14 protein-coding genes and 1 tRNA gene are annotated in these 23341 nt (G+C 40.4%); 14 read left to right on the forward strand and 1 reads right to left on the reverse strand.

The window, feature by feature from the left end; translation table 11 throughout:
• Positions 1-1000 precede the first annotated feature (1000 nt).
• The 13 genes from CSV68_RS03620 to CSV68_RS03675 all read left to right on the forward strand — a co-directional run bounded on the left by CSV68_RS03620 (position 1001) and on the right by CSV68_RS03675 (position 19923).
• Positions 1001-2002: a TAXI family TRAP transporter solute-binding subunit gene (locus tag CSV68_RS03620; protein ID WP_099633025.1), complete on the forward strand. Its 1002-nt coding sequence runs from the start codon at positions 1001-1003 to the stop codon at positions 2000-2002.
• Positions 2003-2148: 146 nt separating this feature from the next.
• On the forward strand, positions 2149-2673 hold the full coding sequence (locus CSV68_RS03625; protein ID WP_099661488.1) for a DUF1850 domain-containing protein: 525 nt from the start codon (positions 2149-2151) through the stop codon (positions 2671-2673).
• On the forward strand, positions 2663-4699 hold the full coding sequence (locus tag CSV68_RS03630; RefSeq protein ID WP_483315664.1) for a TRAP transporter permease: 2037 nt from the start codon (positions 2663-2665) through the stop codon (positions 4697-4699). The genes CSV68_RS03625 and CSV68_RS03630 overlap by 11 nt, the downstream gene beginning before the upstream one ends.
• A gap of 383 nt (positions 4700-5082) precedes the next feature.
• A complete protein-coding gene (locus CSV68_RS17285) occupies positions 5083-5232 on the forward strand; it encodes a hypothetical protein (RefSeq protein ID WP_169535185.1) in 150 nt (49 codons plus the stop codon).
• A gap of 184 nt (positions 5233-5416) precedes the next feature.
• A tRNA-Val gene (locus CSV68_RS03635) sits at positions 5417-5489 on the forward strand.
• A gap of 211 nt (positions 5490-5700) precedes the next feature.
• Positions 5701-6594, forward strand: coding sequence for an RluA family pseudouridine synthase (locus tag CSV68_RS03640; protein WP_099633027.1), 894 nt, complete (start codon positions 5701-5703; stop codon positions 6592-6594).
• Between the two features lie 190 nt (positions 6595-6784).
• Positions 6785-8887: a heavy metal translocating P-type ATPase gene (locus CSV68_RS03645; RefSeq protein ID WP_099661489.1), complete on the forward strand. Its 2103-nt coding sequence runs from the start codon at positions 6785-6787 to the stop codon at positions 8885-8887.
• Between the two features lie 95 nt (positions 8888-8982).
• The gene (locus CSV68_RS03650) at positions 8983-10371 is read left to right on the forward strand and encodes an aldehyde dehydrogenase (protein WP_099661490.1); all 1389 of its coding nucleotides are present in this window, start codon (positions 8983-8985) and stop codon (positions 10369-10371) included.
• Positions 10372-10683: 312 nt separating this feature from the next.
• Positions 10684-12174 (forward strand): UDP-N-acetylmuramoyl-L-alanyl-D-glutamate--2,6-diaminopimelate ligase, encoded by a 1491-nt coding sequence (locus CSV68_RS03655; protein WP_099661491.1) that lies wholly within the window; start codon positions 10684-10686, stop codon positions 12172-12174.
• 114 nt (positions 12175-12288) lie between these two features.
• Positions 12289-13866, forward strand: a complete 1578-nt coding sequence (locus tag CSV68_RS03660) for a peptide chain release factor 3 (protein WP_099633031.1) — start codon at positions 12289-12291, stop codon at positions 13864-13866.
• A gap of 193 nt (positions 13867-14059) precedes the next feature.
• Positions 14060-17227, forward strand: coding sequence for an efflux RND transporter permease subunit (locus tag CSV68_RS03665; protein WP_099661492.1), 3168 nt, complete (start codon positions 14060-14062; stop codon positions 17225-17227).
• A 429-nt stretch (positions 17228-17656) separates the two neighbouring features.
• Positions 17657-18421, forward strand: coding sequence for a TerC family protein (locus CSV68_RS03670; protein ID WP_099633304.1), 765 nt, complete (start codon positions 17657-17659; stop codon positions 18419-18421).
• Between the two features lie 152 nt (positions 18422-18573).
• Positions 18574-19923: a TrkH family potassium uptake protein gene (locus CSV68_RS03675; protein ID WP_099633033.1), complete on the forward strand. Its 1350-nt coding sequence runs from the start codon at positions 18574-18576 to the stop codon at positions 19921-19923.
• 47 nt (positions 19924-19970) lie between these two features.
• Here CSV68_RS03675 and CSV68_RS03680 read toward each other — a convergent pair whose 3' ends face one another.
• Complete coding sequence (locus CSV68_RS03680) at positions 19971-21725, reverse strand: B12-binding domain-containing radical SAM protein (protein WP_099661493.1); 1755 nt, start codon at positions 21723-21725, stop codon at positions 19971-19973.
• A gap of 183 nt (positions 21726-21908) precedes the next feature.
• On the opposite strand from CSV68_RS03680, the gene CSV68_RS03685 reads away from it, so the two are divergent.
• The gene (locus CSV68_RS03685; RefSeq protein WP_099661494.1) at positions 21909-23285 is read left to right on the forward strand and encodes an ATP-binding protein; all 1377 of its coding nucleotides are present in this window, start codon (positions 21909-21911) and stop codon (positions 23283-23285) included.
• The last annotated feature ends 56 nt before the right edge of the window (positions 23286-23341 follow it).

Below are 23341 nucleotides of genomic sequence, written 5' to 3' on the forward strand. Positions count from 1 at the left end.
CGTCGCTACGCCTACCACAGCAGGCGCCTTCGTTAGATAGTGTGAATGGCAGTTCCTACACTTCTTTTTCAAGAAATACATACTAGCTATCACGATGTCCTGATCTTCTTCCTATTAGAACCACAACCAGAATAACTACCACTTAGTAGCGCAGGCACAACTGCGGGGTAGGCCGTGGCCAAGAGACAGTTGGCGGAACTTTGCCAGCTGGCTCCTGGCTGTAGGCAATCCCCCACGTGCCTGCGCGGTCCCAGAAAACAGACACTCACTAACTTCAATGCCCGACAGCCGGTCGAGAGACGCCCCGACGTAAAGTGACAAAGACTCGTATCCGTATAGTCATTCCGCCAACCGCATTTGAGGTTGGGTAAGATACGCAATTAATCATTCTTGGAACCACAACCAGAATAACTACCACTTAGTAGCGCAGGCACAACTGCGGGGTAGGCCGTGGCCAGGAGACAACTGGCGGCACTTTGCCAGATGGCTCCTGGCTGTAGGCAATCCCCCACGTGCCTGTGCGGGTCCAGAAAGCTGACCCTCACTAACTTCAATGCCCGACAGCCGGTCGAGAGACGCCCCGACGTAAAGTGACAAAGACTCGTATCCGCATAGTCATTCCGCTAACCGCGTTTGAGGTTGGGTAAGATACGCAATTAATCATTCTTGGAACCACAACCAAAATAGATTCCACTCACCAACTTCCGTCCCCAACAACCAGTCGAGCAACGCCCTCAACCCAAAAAGCCAAAGCCACGAAGCCGCCTAGTAACTCTGCCGGGTGAACCACACATCGATCCGGTCCTCTCAAGTAAATCCGAAACATTGAAAAACACCAATGGTAGATATCCGACATGCGTTAAAAGCATTATATTTCCAAGGATGAATAGCATGAATGGTACAGAGAAATAATATATTAATATTATATTGACAAGTTAAAGCGCTTTCATGGTAGAATGGTAATGTCTATGACTACAAATAGAAAAGGGGAGATGGTCACATGAAGAAAAACTCACTTCGCCTACTGGCGTTAGTTTCCATGCTCGCGCTTCTTGTGCTCGCAGCTTGCGGTAACGACGAAAAAGCTGACGGCGACAAAGGTGCAGACGGAAACAAAGAGGAAGGTAAGGCAGAGCAAGACTACAAGTTCTTGAGCTTACTTACTGGGGGAACACAAGGAACTTATTATCCACTAGGTGGATCTTTTGCTGAATTCATTACTCAAGAAACAGGCATCAAGACGACTGCTGAAGTATCTCAAGCATCTGCTGCGAATATGACAGCGCTTAAAGATGGAGACGCAAACATTGCATTCGTACAAACAGACATCGCATACTACGCTTCTAAAGGTGAAATGATGTTTGACGGAGATGTAATCGACGAGGTATCTGCTGTAGGTTCACTTTATCCTGAAACAGTTCAGTTGGTTACGTTGAAGAAAAGCAATATTAAGACATTTGAAGATCTAAAAGGCAAAAGCGTATCAATCGGTGCTCCAGGTTCTGGAACAGCTGCAAACGCTGAGCAATTACTTGAAATTCATGGTTTAGCTTTAGGCGATATCAAAGCACAAAACTTGGACTTCGGTGAGTCACAAGAAAGTCTACAAGCTGGACAAATTGACGCTGCATTCATTACAGCTGGAACTCCAACAGGTGCTGTTGAAGGTCTAAACGCTACTTCTGAAGTTTTCATTATTCCAGTAGAAGACGACAAGGCTGATGAATTAATTGAGAAATACCCATACTACGCTAAAGAAATGATTCCTGCTGGAACGTATGGTTCTGAAGTAGAGACGCCTGCAGTATCAGTAGGTGCAATGCTTGTTATGCAGAACGATATTTCTGAAGAACTTGGTTACCAGATCACAAAGGCGATTTATGAAAACGCTTCGAAAATTCAACATGCCAAAGGTGCTTTGATTAAAGCAGAAAATGGTTTGAATGGTATTGGTATTCCTGTACACCCAGGTGCACAGAAGTACTTTGACGAAGTGAACTAATAAACTGAGTTAGTTATCTGATAGGAGCACGTGGGGACGGTAAAGCGAAAGCTTTGTCCGTCCCATTCTTAATTTTTTAAAGTAATTAGCGAATTTCATACACTATTGTGCTTATTGCATGTATTGTAACAGAAAGGAATAGGCGGATGAAATCAAGAAAAATCGTTCTTCTGCTGACGTTTCTGATAGGAGTTGTAATGCTGATCACATTGTTTTATCCATATAGACAAATGATCATACTAGAAGAGGTTCGGAGCGAACAGCCAAAGGCGTATTATCTTCCATTACACGAGAGTCGACATTTTCAAATTCATTATATTCACTCCATCCATTTGTCTAATGTGAAAGAGCAATATCGCATTACCGACAATGGAAAGCTCCGTTTCGAATTTATGCAGTATGAAGATGTAGCCATCGGATTACCAGGTTATGCAGAAGAAGGCGAAGTACTGCAAGTTGAAGATGGTGTTTATACGCTTACATTCGAAAACCGCGTGATAGATTCGTTTGTTCTCTATATAGGTAGGGTGAATGCAGATCTGTCTTTGCGATATGAGCAACAAGATTATCATCTGAAAGAATTTCTTCAAAAGGGTCATTCTTATGAATTCCATGTGGCAAAGGTATCAAATTATAAGATGTTAAAAGGAGTCAGATTAAATGGAAAATAATAAAGACCGGGAAAAAGATATTCCCGCCATTTCCGATGAAGAAATGGGTACGCTTTCTGAACAAGAACAACTTGAAATTCTTCAAAAGTACGACCCAGAATCCAATACGAGAGATTTGAAAGGCTTATTTGGCAAGATTGTATTTTTCGGTTTGTTGGCATTTTCAATTTTTCAGTTATATACCGCGATTGGTAAACCATTTACAGCTCAAATTCAGCGATCTATTCACTTAGGTTTTGCTTTATCACTTATATTCCTCATGTTCCCTGCTAGAAAAAAGATCGGTGTGCGCCGCGACAAAGTACCGTTTTATGATATTATTTTATCTTTATTGGCGATAGCAGTTGGTTTATACTGGCCACTATTTATCAACGAACTAGTATTTCGTGTAGGGCGAGTATCTGATCTCGATTTAATTATCGGTATTTTAGCGGTACTACTAACATTAGAAGCAGCGAGACGGGCGGTAGGAATGCCAATCACCATCATCTCAGTTGTGTTTCTGGCTTATGCATTCTTCGGGCCTTATTTCCCAGGGTTCCTTGCACATAGAGGACAAAGCGTGGAAAATCTCGTTCAATTAATGTTCTTTACAACGGACGGGATCCTCGGTACGCCGATTAGTGTATCTGCCACCTTCATATTCGTCTTCCTTTTGTTCGGGGCGTTCTTAGTGAAGACGGGCGTAGGTAACTACTTCAATGACTTAGCTGTAGTATTGGCAGGTCGTTTGACTGGTGGACCTGCAAAAGTCGCAATATTCTCAAGTGCGTTGCAAGGTACTATTTCAGGTAGTTCTGTAGCCAACGTTGTAGGATCCGGTTCATACACGATTCCTATGATGAAGAAGCTAGGTTATCGTAAGGAATTCGCAGGTGGAGTCGAGGCAGCTGCCTCTACAGGTGGACAGATTATGCCGCCGATTATGGGAGCCGCTGCATTCCTAATGGTTGAATTTATCGGCGGTGTAACGTATTGGGAAATTGCCAAAGCGGCCGCTATCCCGGCGCTACTGTACTTCACTGGAATTTGGATTATGACTCATTTCGAAGCAAAGCGTGTTGGTTTGAAAGGATTGGATGCATCCCAGATTCCGAACCGCAAAGAAACGCTGAAAAAGATTTATTTATTACTACCGATTTTAGGCATTATCGTCTTCTTGTTGATAGGTATTCCAACAATGAAAGCAGCATTACTCGGTATCGTACTGACTATCGCTGTGAGTGCAATTAGTAAGGAAACAAGAATTGGATTTAAAGATATGATTGACGCGTTAGTAGACGGTGCTCGTACAGCATTGGCTGTAGCAGCGGCGACTGCCTGTGCGGGTATTATTGTCGGGGTTGTGGTTAAGACGGGTCTTGGACTTAGCTTGGCAACAGGCTTGATCTCAGCTGCTGGTGGTAACGTTTTGCTGACATTAATTTTCACAATGTTCGCAGCTATCATTTTGGGCATGGGTTCTCCAACGACGGCAAACTATGTTATTACGTCTACAATTGCAGCGCCTGCCATCATTACATTATTAATGCTAGATGAGCCTACAGGTGCAGCTGTGCCGATTGTAGTGGCAGTATCTGCACACTTATTCGTATTTTACTTTGGTATTATTGCGGATATCACGCCGCCTGTTGCATTGGCTGCCTTTGCTGCTTCAGGTATTTCGGGTGGAGATCCGATCAAGACAGGTATTACTTCTGCCAAACTGGCAATTGCCGCCTTCATTATTCCGTATATGTTCGTCTTTAATCCGGCAATGCTGATGCTCGACTCGAGTGTAACGGAGATTGTATGGGTGACGTTGACTGCCATTGTCGGTATGGTTGCCATCGGGGCAGGCATAATTGGTTATTGGTATCGTAAACTGAACTGGATTATGCGAATTATAACGTTAGGTACAGGCATGTTGTTGATCTATCCAGAAACGATGACAGATATCATCGGTTTAGTTTTATTCATCATCTTACTGGCGTTCCAGTGGATGGGGAATAAGAAAAATAATTCACCTAAATTAGCTTCTAATTAAATTACTTTTAAAAGACTTGTCGGCTTGAAATAAAGCTTGCAAGTCTTTTTATTTTATTTAGGATAAGAATTTTCGAAATCAACCTCTGTATTTTTGCGTTTTACTAGTCTGATTGAGTGAAAAGAACTAGATTAGATGGAATTTTCAATAAAGGACGAGACTAGTATAGACAAGGCTTTTACTGGAATGTGATTTGTGAAACACATGATAAAATAAAAGTCAAGAAGCCGAAGGACTAGAAATCCCTCGAACTAATTTGGACTAATTACGCAGTTTTACCATCGCGAGTTATGTATATACTACATGTAAGCGAATCAGTCATAACGAATAAAATATAGAGGTCGGTACAGAAACCAATCAAATCGAAAAGGAGAGAAAATACTATGAATACACAAGAAACATGGTGGGAAAACGTGTTTGAAGGGCATTTGGCACATGGCTTTAACAAAGAACGGATGAGTGAGCTGGATCATGAAGAGTTTTTATATTTTGAGAATGAACCAATAGAAGAACAAGTAAACCCCATGCAGTAAATGAAAGGAGAAGCGGCCCTGAATAATGTAACGAAATTCCATGAAAATCGGTAGTTTTTCTGATGGTATAGAAAAATTATCGATTTTTAATTTCTTTGTTTACAACCAGGATAGATAATGCTATTATAGTATTTGTGCTTGAGAGCCTAACTGGCTTACTTAAAATGCACATCCTAGTAAAATCGATTCCGTAGCTCAGCTGGGAGAGCGCCACCTTGACAGGGTGGAGGTCGCTGGTTCGAGCCCAGTCGGAGTCATAGGTGCCAAACCTAAGTTATTTACCGTAGGAACACGGTTTATAACAATAAACAGTCCTATTAGACCGAATGTCTAGGGGCTGTTTTTTTATGTCTAGATTTCAAATGAAGTTTTCATTACAATCAAATGATAGTACATACACTCACCAGTCATGCGGTGTATACTTATAGTGCGAATATTTATTTAGATAGGCAGGAGGAGTCATATACAATGAAGAGAAAACAGGTAACATCTAATGTAAAAGAATATACAGTGGAAGAACAGATAGAATTATTGCCGTATTTATTGAAGGTTATGTCAAAAAGCAGTAGGAATTCGGTGAAGTCCATTCTTACACGTGGCCAAGTTATGGTGGATGGTCAGATGACAACAAAACATAATCAGTCGTTAGCGCCTGGACAAAAGGTTGAAATACAAAGCAACAAAGCGGCTATAAACGTCTCGAAATTAGTAGGTGTATCTATTCTGCATGAGGATGACGATATCATCGTGATCAATAAAGAGGCAGGCGTTCTTTCTGTAGCTTCTGAAAAAGAAAAAGATCAGACAGCCTATCGAGAAATTACAAAGTACGTCAAGAGAAGTCATCCTGAAAATCGTATTTTTGTCGTGCACCGTCTTGATCGAGATACATCGGGCGTAATGATGTTTGCCAAAAATGAAGAAACGCAGCAAGCATTGCAAAGTACATGGAATGAATCGGTAAAGGAACGTTTATATACTGCACTTGTCGAAGGGAAAGTACGAACTGAATCAGGAACTATTTCTTCTTGGTTAACGGAAAATAGTGCATTCAGAGTCTATTCAAACCCTACCGACAATGGCGGACAGCACGCGATTACACATTATAGAAGAGTACAAGCAAATAAGGATTGTTCATTGCTGGAGGTTCTTTTGGAAACAGGTCGAAAAAATCAAATTCGTGTACATATGGAAGAATTGGGACACCCAGTTATAGGGGACAAAAAGTATGGTGCTACAGGCAACCCGTTGCGCAGAGTGGGACTTCATGCAACCGCATTGTCTTTTCTACATCCACGTACAGGGGAACTAGTTCGATTTGAAGCAGAAGTACCTCAGATCTTCGTTACGCGTTCAAAATAATACATCATGTATTTTGCAGTTCCTTGGAATCTCTAAGGAACTGCTTTTTCATGTCATTTCATTCAAATGAATGTTTGAATGATTGAATTGACAAAATATCTGGAATTGCATATACTAAAGCTAATCAATCAAATGAACGATTGAATGATGGAAACGTTAAAATGAACGATTTTTTGAGAGGACTGATCACATGGCTTCTGAGAAAAATGTCTATCGCCTGCAAAATTTGTCGTGCACAAGTTGTGCCGCGAAATTCGAGAAAAATGTTCGGCAGATTGATTCTGTTGAAGATGTACAGCTGAACTTTGGTGCATCCAAATTAACGGTTGCAGGAGAGGCCTCTATTTTACAATTAGAAGAAGCGGGTGCGTTTGACGGTATAAAGGTATTCCCTGAAAAGCAGCGGATTATTAAACAGCATACCCCTTTTTGGAAAAAACGTGAAAATCAAACGACTATTGCTTCGTTAGTTTTACTAGTAGCAGGGTATGCAGTATCTACCGCGAATGGTGCTAATAACTGGCTGTCGATTGCTTTGTTTCTCTCTGCCATATTAATCGGCGGATTCAGTTTAATGAAGGAAGGATTAACGAATCTTTTTAAACTTGAATTTGATATGTCTACATTAATGACAATCGCAGTGATCGGAGCTGCACTCATTGGTGATTGGGCAGAAGGCGCGGTTGTAGTCTTCCTGTTCTCCGTCAGTGAAGCATTAGAAAGTTACTCAATCGATAAAGCGAGAAATTCCATTACGTCTCTAATTGAAATCGCTCCCACTACAGCGATTGTACTTCGTGGTACGAATGAATTTGAAGTAGATGTGGAAGATTTACGAATTAATGATGTGATTTTGATTAAACCGGGACAAAAGATTGCGATGGACGGTGAAGTCATTCAAGGGGACTCATCTGTTAACCAGGCAGCAATCACAGGTGAGTCTGTGCCTGTCCATAAAGTACTAGGAGACGAAGTGTTTGCTGGAACGTTGAATGAAGAAGGTGTAATGCAAGTTCGTGTTACAAAGCTTGCTGAAGACACGACAATTGCCAAAATCATTCATTTAGTCGAAGAAGCACAGGCAGAAAAAGCACCGACACAGCAATTTGTCGATCGTTTTGCGAGATACTATACACCAGCCATTTTAGGTATTTCTTTACTGATCATGATCATACCGCCACTTTTACTCGGTGGAGTATGGGGTGACTGGTTCTACAAAGGTCTTGTCGTATTAGTAGTCGGCTGTCCGTGTGCATTAGTCATTTCAACACCTATAGCCATCGTTACCGCGATTGGTAACGCTGCACGTAATGGTGTGTTAATCAAGGGTGGCATTCATTTAGAAGAGACCGGACAAATTAAAGTCGTGGCGTTCGATAAAACAGGGACGCTAACTGAAGGGCGTCCGGAAGTAACTGATGTCGTGACGGTGTCCACATTAACTGAAGATCAAGTATTGCAACAAGCTGCTTCAATCGAGAAGTACTCCCAACATCCATTAGCCTCATCGATTATGCGAGCGGCAGAGAAATTACCACTAGGATTGCTAGCAGTGGAACAATTCCAATCGATTACAGGCAAAGGTGCAAAAGCTATGATTGGAGAGCACTTGGTGCATGTGGGAAGTCCGAATTTATTCAGAGAAATGAATACAGTCGAAGCATCAATTGAACAGCAGATTCTTACATTGCAGAAACAAGGCAAAACCGTCATGCTCGTCTGGTCTGAAGCAGGACTAGAAGGAATCATAGCAGTAGCTGATCAAGTCCGTAAAAGTAGCTTGAAAGTCATCGAGAAGCTTCATGAAATGGGCAAGAAGACTGTTATGCTAACGGGTGATAATCAATCAACCGCTTTAGCAATTGGAGCGCAACTTGGTTTGTCAGAAGTCAAAGCAGAATTATTACCGGATCAAAAAGTCGAGATGATTAAATCATTGAGTCAATACGGTAAAGTAGCAATGGTAGGTGACGGAGTGAACGATGCACCGGCTTTAGCTACAGCAAATGTTGGTATTGCGATGGGTGGAGCAGGAACAGATACTGCACTTGAAACGGCAGATATTGCATTGATGGCAGATGATTTGGAGAAACTTCCCTATACTATCAAATTAAGCTCACGCACAAAACAAATCATTCTTCAAAATATTTCGATCGCACTAGGTTTGAAAGTCATCGCGTTGCTACTCATCATTCCAGGCTGGCTGACATTATGGATGGCGGTCATGGCGGATATGGGTGCGACCGTCATTGTAGTATTGAATTCATTGAGGCTCATGAAAAATAAAATATAATGGAGAAACTTCAGTCGAATAAATCGTCTGAAGTTTTTTCTGTTGAATAAAATGGTAGACTGATAACAAGAACAAACATGAGGAGTGTGGATTATTTGGCAATGAGCAGTCTAGAACTTGAAATGATTATGAACAAACAGAAGCAATATTATACATCAGGAGTGACGCGCAGTATGTCATTCAGGAAAATGATGTTGGAAAAATTGTATAAAGCGATTCAGAAGCATGAAAAAGAAATCTCGGATGCATTGCATCAAGATCTACACAAACACCCGCTTGAAGCATATGTAGCAGAAACAGGATTTGTTTTATCGAGCATTACACATATGTTGGATCACTTGGATGAATGGGCAGCTCCTGAAAAGGTGAAAACGCCACTCCATTTACAACCAGCAACTAGCTTTATCGTAAAAGAACCATATGGCAGCGTATTGATTATTGGACCGTTCAATTATCCGTTCCAATTATTAATTGATCCACTAATCGGTTCAATAGCAACAGGGAACTGTACGGTGTTGAAACCTTCAGAAGATGCAGTGCATACGGCGGCAGTCGTAGACAAAATCATTACAAGTGTATTTCCACCGGAGTTTGTATCCGTTGTGCATGGTCAAAAAGAAGAGACACAACTATTACTTGGCGCGCCATTTGATTATGTATTCTTTACAGGCAGTGCAAAAGTAGGGAAAATCGTTATGAAAGCTTGCGCGGAAAGATTGACTCCATTGACTTTAGAATTGGGTGGTAAAAGTCCAGCCGTTGTCGACCATACTGCAGATATTAAAAAAGCGGCGGAGAAAATTGTTTGGGGTAAGTTCATGAATGCAGGTCAAACATGTGTAGCACCAGACTATGTACTGGCTGACGTTTCGATTCATGATGAATTAATCCATGAAATGAAGAGTGCGATCCAGCGCTTTTACGGGAGTGACGCACAGAAGAGTGCTGATTACGGTCGCATCATAGCAGATCGTCATTTCGATCGATTAGCGAAAATATTAGATGAAGATCAAGCATATATCGTAGAAGGTGGCAAAACAGATGCTGCGGATAAATACATTGAGCCGACGATTTTAGCGCTATCAGACTGGAATAGCGCAAGTATGCAAGATGAGTTATTTGGTCCGATCTTGCCTGTCCTGCCTTATGACAATTTAGGGGTTGCACTTCAGCAAATCAGCATGTTGCCTAAGCCGCTAGCTGCATACTTTTTCACTGAGAATGATGAGGCCGCTAATCATTTCATTGAAGTATTGCCATTTGGTGGCGGATGTATCAATGACACCGTTTCTCATGTCGCAAACATTCATTTGCCATTTGGTGGAGTAGGTCCATCTGGAATGAATCAATACCATGGAAAAGCAAGTTTTGAAACATTCTCCCATTCGAAATCGATGATGAAAAAGAGCACAGCAGTATCGGTGCCGCTCGCATTTCCTCCGTACAAAGGAAAATTGCCATTAGTGAAGCGTTTCTTGCGCTAACGGTAAGGAAATTCAAACTTTTGTCCACGCGCTTTGCTGGTTTTCGACTAGCAAAGTGCCTTTGTGGTCAACTAGATTTTTTGAAATGAACATACTAAGTCCTGCGCCATTTTCTGTTGTATATTCTGTCTCAAGATACACCTATCCACCTCGAGTACAGGGTGGATGCAATAAGAAAAGACGCGTATGATATAGGTAATTGATTAAGTAGATGCTACTTCATTAAACAGAATAAAAAAGCGTTTATGAATTACTTTTTGTTTATTTGCTATAATTATAAGAGTTATTCACCAACCTATTGGAGGAAACCATATGAACACGAAAGAATTACTATCAGTGCTACCTGTAAAAACCATCAAAGGAACATTGCCAGAAAATGTGACAGACGTGGCAGTGGATTCAAGGGCTGTTCAAGATGGAGGGGTATTTGTTTGTCTGAAAGGTTATACAGTGAACGGTCATCAATTCGTTAAGAGTGCATTGATGAGTGGGGCGCGCGTCATTATCGCATCAGAGCCGATTATGATAGATGAAGATCGTACAGCAGTTGTCTATGTAGAAAACACATCAAAAGCAATAGAGTTACTGGCGTCTAAGTACTATCAGTATCCTTCAAAGCGCATGAAGATGATTGGTGTGACGGGAACCAATGGAAAAACAAGTGTTGGTAACATCATTCATGATATGCTGCGACAGACGGAAGAAAAAGCAGCCGTTTCAGGTACGATTGGCTTTAAATTAAATGATATCCTTTATGAAACAGAAAATACTACGACCGATGTTTTGACAACGCAGCAAATGATTGCACAAGCAGCAAATGAAGGCTGTGAATCGATGATCATGGAAGTTTCTTCACATGGCTTAGTTGAAGGCCGACTGGCAGGAACTGAATTTGATATCGCGATTTTCACTAACTTAACGCATGACCATTTGGACTATCATAAAACGATGGAGAATTACAGTGCAGCGAAAGGTTTACTGTTTGCACAACTAGGTCAGCAACTTGATCAGCAAAAGTTTGCGATCATTAATGCAGATGATCCATGGAGTAGTAAAATGATCGAAATGACTTCTTTCCCCATTTTTACATACGGTATTCATGTGAAGTCTTCATTCCAAGCGACAGCGATTGACATGCATTCGAACTATACGAAATTTCAATTGCAAGCACCGGACGGAACGTTCTCGGTCAAGATGCCGTTAATTGGAGAGTTTAATGTCTATAATGCCTTGGCTGCAATTGCAGCGTTATATGCTAAAGGAATGGCGACAGAAGATATTTTACCGCTGATTGCGAATGTATCCACAGTGAAAGGCCGCCTGGAAAAAGTGGAGACCTCTCTACCACTGACGATTTTCATTGATTATGCACATTCACCGGATGCGATTGAAAAAGCGATTGCGACCGTGCAACCTTTAAAAAAGGAAGGCAACCGTCTATTATTCCTAATTGGAACGGGAGGCAATCGTGATCGGCTGAAGCGCCCGATTATGGGAGAAAAAGCAGCGGCTGCAGATTATGTAGTCTTTACGACAGATGATCCACGAGATGAGCCGTATGAGTCCATCATATCGGAACTTAGTGCCACAATGCCGCATAATCAGTATGCATGTATAGGTGATAGAGAAGAAGCAGTCCGTCATACTATAGAGCAAGCGAATGCAGGAGATATCATTATATTTGCCGGAAAAGGACATGAAGATTTTCAGATTATCGGCAGTACGAAATATCCACATTCAGATGCGAAAATTGCCCTTCTAGAAGCAGCTAAAAAGTTTGGCGATACAACCATTAATAAATGAAGGACAGTTTGAATTTGAGAGTCTATAGTTTTTTAGTCAATTCAATGAAAATCATTGAAATGCATCCCTATTCTCTCTATGATAGAAAACGTAAGCAAAAGGAGAGTACGATTGATGCAAAAGAATAAACATGATGAAATTACATCGCGACGAACGTTTGCGATTATTTCTCACCCAGATGCGGGTAAAACGACAATTACTGAAAAGTTACTATATTTTGGCGGAGCGATTCGCGATGCAGGAACAGTTAAAGGAAAGAAATCAGGGAAATTTGCTACGTCTGACTGGATGGAAATTGAAAAACAACGGGGAATATCGGTAACATCTTCGGTTTTGCAATTTGATTATGCTGGCAAACGTGTCAATATTTTGGATACACCCGGACACGAAGACTTCAGTGAAGATACGTATAGAACATTAATGGCAGTAGATGCCGCCGTCATGATGGTGGATTCAGCTAAAGGAATTGAGCCACAGACGATTAAATTGTTCAAAGTATGTAAAATGCGCGGGATTCCAATATTCACATTCATCAATAAAATGGACCGACAAGGTAAAGAACCATTGGAACTAATGGAAGAATTGGAAGAAGTGTTAGAAATCCAATCATATGCTATGAATTGGCCGATTGGTATGGGGAAAGAGTTCCTAGGCATTTACGATCGATTCAATGAACGTATAGAGTTGGCACGCCCGAATGCAGATGAGGAACGTTTCCTCCCAATCGACGATGAAGGCGAGCTTGCAGTAGAGCATTCTATGAAAGAGACGTCTTATTATAAGCAAGCACTAGAAGATGTCATGCTATTGAATGAAGCAGGAAACGACTTCGATGAAGAACGTATCGCGAAAGGTGATTTAACACCTGTATTCTTCGGTAGTGCATTGACTAACTTCGGTGTTCAAACATTCCTAGAAACGTTTTTACAGTTCGCACCTGAGCCACAACCTCGGTTGACGAAAGATGCTGAATACGTAGATCCTGAATCTGATGTTTTTTCAGGTTTCATCTTCAAAATTCAAGCGAATATGAATCCTGCACATCGGGATCGTATTGCATTCGTCCGAATTGTATCAGGTGAGTTCGAGCGTGGCATGACTGTAACCGTTCCGCGTCTATCGAAAAACTTTAAGTTAACTCAAACGACTCAATTCCTTGCAGATGATCGTGAAACCGTCAATCAAGCAGTAGCGGGCGATATCATTGGGTTATATGACACGGGTAACTATCAAATCGGTGACACGGTCATCAGCGGTAAAGCGAACTTCCAGTTTGAAGCCCTTCCGCAATTTACTCCTGAGCTATTTGTTAGAGTAAATGCCAAAAACGTAATGAAATCAAAACAGTTCCACAAAGGAATCCTACAGCTCGTGCAAGAAGGAGCTATTCAATATTATAAAACCTTGCATACTGAAGAAGTCATTTTGGGTGCAGTAGGTCAGCTTCAATTCGAAGTATTTGAACATCGCATGAGAGCGGAATACCACGTAGAAGTGCAAATGGAAACGATGGGATCCAAAGTAGCACGCTGGATTGAAAACGAAGAAGATGTGAAAGAGTCCATGGCAGGACAACGCGCGTTACTCGTAAAAGATCGACATGATCAAAAAGTATTCTTGTTTGAAAACAATTTTGCTATGCGTTGGTTCCAGGATAAATTCCCGGACATTAAGCTGTATAACCAATTATAATATATATAACAAACATACCCGGTCGGATTAATGGTAATCCGACCGGGTTATTTGTTAAAATTGTGAATAAGTTTTGTGCATATTCGCTATTATTCGAGCAAATCATGGTGAAAGTACTCTATTCAGGTGGTATGGTGGAAAGATGAAAAGGCTTTCCCCAACTGGAGTGCTGAGAAGAGAGAGGAATAGATAAATGAAGATTAGTAGTTTTTCGGTCAAACGGCCAGTTTTTACGTTAGTCACTATGTTTCTTGTCATTATTTTAGGTGCGGTATCCTTCTTTAAAATTCCCGTAACATTGATTCCTGACCTAAATCCGCCTGTAGCGGTAGTTGTCACGAATTATGCGGGCGCTTCCCCAACAGAAGTGAGCGAGAAAATCACCAAGCCATTGGAAGAAAGTTTATCGACAGCCCCTGGCTTAAAGTCGATGCAGTCTTCTTCTCAAGAAGGAGCAAACTTAGTATTCTTACAATTTGATTGGGATTCCTCGATTGATGATGTCCAAATGGATATCCTCCAACGGATAGATCAAGTAGAAGTGCCTGATGGGGCGAACAAACCGCGTTTCATGAAGTTTGATCCATCTCAATTCCCAGTCATCCAACTATCTTTACGCTCCGTCGATAAAGATACGAATATACGGAAGATTGCAGAAGAGCTGGAGAAAGAATTACGCCGTATTGACGGTGTAGCCAGTGTGAACGTGTCTGGTAAAATCATTGAAGACGTCCAGGTTATTTTAGATCCTGATAAATTAAAAGAATTTGGATTAGCGCAATCAGATGTCGTGCAGGCGATACAGGCTAGTAATGTATCTATGCCAGGTGATCCGATTGACACGAGTGATGGAAGAAAGTTAACTACAAGAATTTTAAGTACAGTTCAAAATATCTCGGATGTACGAGGGATTCAAATAGGTGCCAATCCTCAGACAGGTGACAAAATTAAAGTCTCTGACGTGGCGGATGTAGCATTATTGGAGCCGAAAGTACAAACCGAAACACGAGCCAATGATGAGCAGGCCGTACTATTGTCTGTGCTTCAAGAATCAGGAGCAAATACTGCAACTGTCTCTAAAGAATTTAAAAAGTCTTTAGATAAGTTATTGGAGAAAGATGCATACAAAGATATTGAATCCGATGTTATTTTTGACCAAGGGGATTATGTACAGCTGGCAATTGGCAATATCGGTCAGTCACTAATTCTCGGTGGGTTGTTCGCCATGCTCGTATTATTTGTCTTCTTACGTGGCATTAAGAGTCCAATCATTATTGGAGTAGCCATTCCGTATTCAGTTATTGTGACGTTCGTTCTCATGTATTTTGCAGACTTCTCATTGAATATTATGACACTCGGTGCACTTGCCCTTGGTATAGGGATGTTAGTCGATAATGCTATCGTCGTAATAGAGAATATTGAGCGGCATTTAGCTATGGGGAAAACACCAACAGAAGCAGCAAAAGATGGTTCAAAGGAAGTGGGCGGAGCTATAACCGCGTCTACGTTAACGACTCTAGCAGTATTTGTACCGGTAATCTTCATTACGGGGATCATTGGTCAAATCTTCACAGAGTTCGCGTTAACCATTTCGTTCAGTTTATTTGCATCGTTAGTCGTAGCATTGACTGTCGTGCCAATGCTTGCGAGCCGTTTGTTGAAGACGCCTACTGAAGAAACACTTGAGAAAAAGAATCGTGTGAAGAAAAATCAGAGATTCGAAAAGACTGTCAAATGGGCATTGAGCCATCGTTTGATTGTGTTACTGTTAACAACTGCTTTACTTGCAGGAAGCGTATTCGGGATTATAAAAGTAGGAACCGAATTCCTACCTGCTACGGATGAAGGAGCTTTCAGTATTAATGTTAAGTTACCAAACGGTGCTTCACTTGATGCGACAGATGACGTAGTTGAACGAATTGAAGAAGAAATGAAAAAGCAAGAAGATGTAGAAGTGTACGTCAGTTTAGTTGGGGGAACCCAGCAAAGTATGGCGCAAGGCGGATCAGAGAGTAATATGGCAGAAGTGTATGTGAAACTTATCCCACTCGACGAACGCGATCGCTCTGTCTTTGAATTTGTAGATAAAGTACAGCCAATCGTTGAGGATGAAGTTGGGGATGACGCAGAAGTCAGTTTCAACTTGCAGACCGCTGCCGGTTCGAGTCCGAATACATTAACATTCTCCCTAAATGATACTAATGAAGAACGTTTAGGAAAAGCAGTATCAAAGCTAGATAAGAAGTTACGCGAGCTGGATACTGTGACGGACGTTGAAAATGATTTAGTAGATACAGTGGAAGAAATAAAAATTGAAGTGGATCGTGAAAAGGCTTCAGATGTAGGATTGACACCCTATCAAATAGCGCAAACGGTTAGTGACGTTACGCGTGGTGTCTTTGCTTCACAAATCGTCTTTGAGAAAACAGGCGAAGTAGTCGGAGTAAACGTTGGGTATGATGAGCGTTTCCGCAATAGTATAGATAAATTAAAAGAATTGGAATTAAAAACACCACTGGATACGTTTGTTAAGTTGAAGGATATAGCAGATGTGGAAATCGCGGAAGGTCCTGCAGCGATTGTACGTGTAGATCAAGCACATTCGATCGCGTTTACTGTGAAATATCTATCCAGTGAATCATTGGGAGATATGACGAAAAAGGTAAATAATATTGTAGATGATCTGGATTTACCAAGTGAAGTGGAACTTTCATATGGTGGAGATCGCGAACTATTTGAAAGTGCAATTAACGATATGCTGTTGGCAATAGTACTGGCAGTTGTATTAGTCTATATCGTAATGGCTGCACAGTTCGAATCGTTCAAATATCCATTTGTTATCATGTTCTCTGTACCACTCATGCTAATTGGTGTTTCACTTGCGTTATTCTTTACGAATACACCAGTCAGTGTAACGGCAGTCATAGGACTTCTCATATTGGTGGGAATTGTCGTCAATAACGGAATTGTGTTGGTTGACTATATTAATCAGCGTAAGGAAGCAGGACTTAGTTCGTACGATGCGATCCTATCGTCTGTACGCGACCGTGTCCGTCCAATCCTAATGACAGCTCTCACAACTATTCTGGGCTTACTACCGCTAGCACTAGGCCTTGGTGAAGGTTCTGAGTTGAATCAGCCGATGGGGATTGCAGTAATTGGTGGATTGATCAGTTCTACATTCTTGACGTTGTATATCGTACCGATCATTTATAGTTTGTTGGATCGGGAGACGCGTAGAGGTATGAATAAGCCAAAAAAAGCACAACCGATAACGGGAGATCAACCCGTCACGGTAACTGAAACGGTAACCGTGACCGAGACAGTAACGGAAACTGTAACTGTAAGAGAATCTAAGTAAAACATACTGCCGGCAGATGGAACCTTCCATTTGCCGGCATTTTTTTATATGTTGAATAAATAGTGCTAATGAAAAGTATAGTAGTACTAGTAAACAGTACAATAGGGAGTCGCTTAACGATATACCTGTTTAATTCATTACATCTATACTCTTAATTTAATAGCTAGATAGGCATCCCAAATCATTTGCAAATCAAAGTTATCATGTTATAATACTTTAAAAGTATCCGATATCTTAATAACTTTTGACGCAATGTCAAAGGGGAGTAGCTATAGGGAAACCTATTTCATAATCGTCAATACGTGACTGCCACAACGGTCATCGGTTATGATAGCTGGATTTTGAACGTGAAATTCCGACTTAGCGAGACCTTTGCCTATTTATTAGGTGAGGGTCTTTTTATTTTGTAGAAAACAAGGAGGAATTATGTTGGATCCGATTTTATTAGAATATGCATGGGTACTCTTAGTACTAATCGTACTCGAGGGCCTATTAGCAACAGACAACGCAGTCGTAATGGCAGTAATGGTAAAACACTTACCGAAACTACAACAAAAGAAAGCATTATTTTATGGTTTACTAGGGGCATTCGTCTTTAGATTCACTGCACTATTTATGATTACGTTTTTAGTGAAGTTCTGGGAGATACAAGCGATCGGTGCCATTTACTTACTGTTTATATCCGGTAAAAGTATATACGATAAAGTTACTCATAAGCCGGAAGGGCATCCGAAAAAGAAGCCGAAAAAACAATCAGGTTTCTGGATGACCGTGTTAAAAGTGGAACTTGCCGATATTGCGTTCGCATTGGACTCCATGCTTGCCGCTGTTGCACTTGCGGTAACGTTGCCAGAATTAGGTAACTTCCACGTCGGTGGCATCAACGGCGGACAGTTCATTGTAATGTTGCTAGGTGGTATGATTGGTTTAGTCATGATCCGTTTTGCAGCGAAACAATTCGTGGTTATGCTTGAAAAATACCCAACATTGGAAACAGCAGCATTCTTAATTGTAGGATGGGTAGGTGTAAAGCTAGTTGTGTTAACTCTGGCACATCCTGCACTCCTCATCATTCCAGAATCATTCCCGCACTCTACATTGTGGAAAACGACATTCTGGGTTGTGTTATTAGCCCTAGCAATCGGTGGATATCTACTGGCCGTTGCAAAGTCTAAAGTGAAAGCTAACAGATAATACGAAAACAGTCTCTTCCAAGTAAATTGGAGGGACTGCTTTTTTCTTCTGTAGTGTAGAAGAGTGTAAAGTTCTGTATATAGCTATCTTTTCATCATGGGATTTGATAAAGTAGGAAAATGAAGTTTCCGTTATGAAAGGAATTTGAAAAGATGAGGCTTTCCAGGGAAGTTTTTCATAAGTTTACTCCAGCACAGATTATCGCCTTCTACTACTTTTTGGCAATTGCATCCTCTTTTCTCTTGTTGAATTTGCCGGGTGTATATAAACCGGGAGTGAAAGTGGCCTTTATAGATAGTTTGTTTACCGCTGTGAGCGCTGTGAGTGTAACGGGGTTGTCACCTATTAGTATAGGAGAAACATACTCTGTATTCGGCCTATGCATGATCATGCTCGTACTTCAACTCGGTGGTATCGGCATCATGTCATTAGGAACATTTTTCTGGCTACTTGTAAAGAAGAAAATCGGCATGAGAGAGCGACAACTGATTATGATTGACACGAATCAGTACACATTACAAGGTGTCGTTCAATTAATTCGTCAAATCATCCAACTGATCGTAGCCATAGAGATTATTGGTGGCGGTATTTTAACATTATATATTTATCGTTTTTATAACTCATTTAGTGAAGCGTTGTTGAATGGCATGTTCATGGCAGTTTCTGCCACTACCAACGCAGGTTTTGACATTACCGGTTCATCGATGATGCCTTATCATGATGATTACATCGTGCAGCTACTACTTATGATATTAATTATTTTAGGTGCTATTGGGTTCCCAGTTCTGATTGAAGTGAAAAGTTTCTTTTCGAAAAAAGTACCACATTTTCGTTTTTCGCTTTTTACCAAGATTACGACGGCGACATTCGGTGTTCTATTGCTCGTAGGCACATTAACTATTTGGTTGCTAGAATCATTCAATTCATTTAAAGGAATGAGCTGGCATCAGCAATTTTTCACGGCGTTATTCCATTCAGTTTCTGCACGATCTGCAGGTCTTGTGACGTATGACGTGACGCAATTTAGTGAAGCGACAGATATTTTTGTCAGTGCGCTCATGTTCATTGGTGCTTCACCAAGTTCAGTTGGTGGCGGAATTCGCACGACGACGTTTGCTATTGCACTATTATTCCTCATTAACTTTGCGAGAGGTAATGACGTCATACACATTTTTAAACGCCAAATTAAGCTGATTGACGTATTTCGATCGTATGCAGTCATTCTCGTAGCGTGTTTTATGGTGTTGGCTGCATTATTGTTGTTGTTAGTTACGGAGCCTGGGATACCTGTTATTCCATTATTATTTGAAATCACTTCAGCCTTCGGAACATGCGGTATGTCACTCGGTATTACAAGTGATTTATCGGTGTTTGGTAAGTTGATTATTATGGTACTCATGTTTATCGGGCGAGTAGGATTAATATCGTTTATCTACACGATAGGTGGAAAGTCGAATAAAACGCCTTATCATTATCCAAAAGAGCGTGTCATTATTGGGTAATTTAAATTAAAAAACGCAGCAAGCGAATTTCGCATGCTGCGTTTTTATTATGAAGAGACGGTTTCTAGTACTTGTTCGGATAAATGATAGTGCTGTGCTTTTTCACCTGGTGTGTATTGGACAATTAGATAACCCGAACTTTTTGTTACGGAAAGGTCTTCATTCAATTGAGCGAAAGTCTTGGTAACAAAAACTTGCTTTCGAATCGTTCGTTCAGTATAACCAGTTGATTCAAACAGATCACCGAGCAAATGTGGTGAACGTAAGAGTGTCTGATACACCTCTTTTAACTCTTCTTCAGGAACAACAGCACTCCACCAAATCTTTCTTGGTAAAAACTTTTGGTGAAGTAGATAATCGATTTTCAAGAGACTTTCTACTATTGAAGTATCGATTTTCAATATTTCTACTAAGAAGCGTTCTAGACGGGTGAACAAGTCTTCAAACTGATGACCGATTCGTGACCAGCCTTGCTTCTCCCAAAATGCGCCGAATAATTGGAAGAAGTCGAATGGTGTATCGACCAATTCCGTGACAATATACTCCATAGAGTGTATGAATCGACCTGAATTCCAATATTTCTCGAGAATGTCTTCTGTTTGTTTAATCCTCAGCATATCATCAAATGACAGGACATTATTTGATACAATTTCATAAGGAGCGGTGTCGATGTAACGATAACCATATTGCTCTGCTTGGATCCGTAAACCAGTTCCACGGAGAAGTTTCAAAAACCCTAACTGTAATTCTTCAGGTCGTAAAGCAAACACTTCGTTAAATGTGTCACGGAAAGACGCATAATCTTCTTCAGGTAGTCCTGCAATTAAATCAAGATGTTGATCAATTTTGCCACCTTCTTTAACCATCGTGACTGTACGTGATAATTTAGTGAAATTTTGTCTTCTTTTTACCAGTTCATTTGTTAGATCATTAGTAGATTGGACTCCGATTTCAAAACGGAATAGGCCTTTAGGAGCATTATCGTTTAAAAACTGAATCACTTCTGGTCGCATGATATCGCCTGTAATTTCAAATTGAAATACGGTTCCAGGCAGATGTTCATCAATTAGAAATTGGAACATTTCCATTGCATAACTTCTACTAATATTGAATGTACGATCGACAAATTTAATCGTTTTAGCGCCATGCTGCATTAAATAGCGGATGTCTTCTTTTATGGCTTCTCGATTGAAGTATCGGACACCCACTTCAATTGAAGAAAGGCAGAATTGGCAAGAGAAAGGGCAGCCACGGCTTGTTTCGATATACATTACACGATTTGAAAGATGCGGAACATCCTCTGGAAAACGAAAAGGAGAGGGGAGTTCACGAAGATCCAATTTAGGACCTGGAGCAGTAATCTTTAATTTTCCTTCTTCACGATATGCAATGCCTTGTACAGAAGAGAGTACAGTTTGTCCATCTACTGCTTGAAGTATATCTTTAAATGTCTTTTCGCCTTCGCCTATCGCAATAATATCTATTTCGGGTACTCTTTTTAACCACTGATCATAGTCATACGTCACTTCAGGTCCACCACAGACTATAACGGTTTTAGGACTTGTCAGTTTCAGCAGACGAATTACTTTTATTGTTTCTTCTATATTCCAAATATATACGCTAAAACCAACGACGTCTGGCGAATGTTGATATAGCTCTGAGACGATAGATAGTGTAGGATCATGAATAGTGAATTCAGCTAGTTCGCAATGGAATTCTGGTGCTGCATAAGCCTTTAAATAGCGAATTGCTATATTCGTGTGTATATATTTAGCATTTAATGTAGATAGAACGATGTTCATGATAAAACTCCTAATCTTAAAATAATGTGAGAATATAAAAAACATAAAAAAGACTATAGGCCTATGTGAACGAGTACGTCAATATGGCATAATAAGAATCTAACAGGATTTATTTCCAAAATTGAAAATAGGTTACAGAATAATGGTGGATAATTGCAATTGAATTGAGGGGGTACTGCTATAGTGTTAAACACACTAGATATCAATCGTTATCTAGAAAGTTCGCTTTTTAAAATCGTCTTAGATGAAGACGGCGATATACTTGATATGACAGAAGCTGTTAAATTACTAATGCCTAAAGACTTTATACCACATCATATATCTGAAATATTTGATCTTAGTTTATTGCAACAAATAGAGAAACGCTTACTTCTTTCTAAAACAGAAACGATAGCGGATCAAAATGTATTGACTGGTTTCCTAGACGTGCCGAATAAAAATCCAGAACCTTGTTATATTATATACCAGCAATATAGGGGTAGGGCGATTTTAACAATAAAAATTGGTGAACAAAATCATAAATTACATCAACTGTATGAAAGCGCCTATGTCACAGCGACTATGCCAATGGCGCTTGTGAATGAATCGGGTTATATTATTTCGACGAATGATTTATTTTCGGAAATATTCCCAGACCAAATTTCTAAAGAACTACTACATTTACAAGATCTTTTTAATTTAATGGTTCCAACCTCCGCATTTGCTTTTGAAGAATATATTTTAAAAGCACTAACACAAGAAACTTCGACAGTGAAAATGTCATACACATCTAAGGGAATACAAAGTTACCAAGATGTTAGCTTGAAATTAGATTGTAAAACACAAATGTTCATTTTACGAATTGAAGATATTACGGAACGTGAACGCTTATTTGATCAACTGGCTCACTCCGACCAATTATCCACGACTGGCGAAATTGCTGCAAGTATTGCGCATGAAGTCCGCAATCCGATGACGACATTACAAGGGTTTCTCCAACTGCTGGAACATGAAGTAACGGGTAATGCCAAAATGTATGTTTCAGTCATTCAGGATGAGGTCAAACGTATGAATCATATATTGAATGAGATGTTAGCAATGTCAAAACCGACTGTTGATGAAATCACGATATTCTCTTTATCCGTTTTAGTAGAAGATGTGCTACTCTTGCTTCGTCCTAAAGCATTATTGGATCAAATTAATATAGTAAATGAAATCAATGCTAAAGAGCCGGTGCTTATTCAAGCAAACCCCAATCGTATTAAACAAGTGTTTGTTAATCTTTTGAAAAATGCAATGGAAGCAATGAGTGCAAAAGGTACCTTGTCTATTTTGATAAGCGAGACTGATCAGGAAAGCGTAGATATCTTTATATCTGATACAGGGGTTGGAATGAAAGAAGAAATGCTAGAAACTATTTTCTTACCATTTATTACGGATAAACCAGGAGGAACCGGTTTAGGACTTCCGTTTGTTAAAAAAACTATTCAAGAGCATGGTGGCTCTATATTAGTTACGAGTGAGATTGGTAAAGGTACAGTTTTCCATTTATCGTTTCCTAGAGTTTCGGTATCATTATAAGAATAATTATAAGATCATATTGAAAAGGCCGAATCCAGAGGATCGGCCTTTTCAAT

This window comes from Sporosarcina sp. P29 (assembly GCF_002743265.1).
In the GTDB taxonomy this organism is placed as follows: domain Bacteria; phylum Bacillota; class Bacilli; order Bacillales_A; family Planococcaceae; genus Sporosarcina.

What these genes read in the sequence shown, in the direction of transcription:
- CSV68_RS03620 (WP_099633025.1), top strand. Translation starts at nt 1,001, where the DNA reads ATGAAGAAAAACTCACTTCGCCTACTGGCGTTAGTTTCCATGCTCGCG.
- CSV68_RS03625 (WP_099661488.1), top strand. Translation starts at nt 2,149, where the DNA reads ATGAAATCAAGAAAAATCGTTCTTCTGCTGACGTTTCTGATAGGAGTT.
- CSV68_RS03630 (WP_483315664.1), top strand. Translation starts at nt 2,663, where the DNA reads ATGGAAAATAATAAAGACCGGGAAAAAGATATTCCCGCCATTTCCGAT.
- CSV68_RS17285 (WP_169535185.1), top strand. Translation starts at nt 5,083, where the DNA reads ATGAATACACAAGAAACATGGTGGGAAAACGTGTTTGAAGGGCATTTG.
- CSV68_RS03640 (WP_099633027.1), top strand. Translation starts at nt 5,701, where the DNA reads ATGAAGAGAAAACAGGTAACATCTAATGTAAAAGAATATACAGTGGAA.
- CSV68_RS03645 (WP_099661489.1), top strand. Translation starts at nt 6,785, where the DNA reads ATGGCTTCTGAGAAAAATGTCTATCGCCTGCAAAATTTGTCGTGCACA.
- CSV68_RS03655 (WP_099661491.1), top strand. Translation starts at nt 10,684, where the DNA reads ATGAACACGAAAGAATTACTATCAGTGCTACCTGTAAAAACCATCAAA.
- CSV68_RS03660 (WP_099633031.1), top strand. Translation starts at nt 12,289, where the DNA reads ATGCAAAAGAATAAACATGATGAAATTACATCGCGACGAACGTTTGCG.
- CSV68_RS03665 (WP_099661492.1), top strand. Translation starts at nt 14,060, where the DNA reads ATGAAGATTAGTAGTTTTTCGGTCAAACGGCCAGTTTTTACGTTAGTC.
- CSV68_RS03675 (WP_099633033.1), top strand. Translation starts at nt 18,574, where the DNA reads ATGAGGCTTTCCAGGGAAGTTTTTCATAAGTTTACTCCAGCACAGATT.
- CSV68_RS03680 (WP_099661493.1), bottom strand. Translation starts at nt 21,725, where the DNA reads ATGAACATCGTTCTATCTACATTAAATGCTAAATATATACACACGAAT.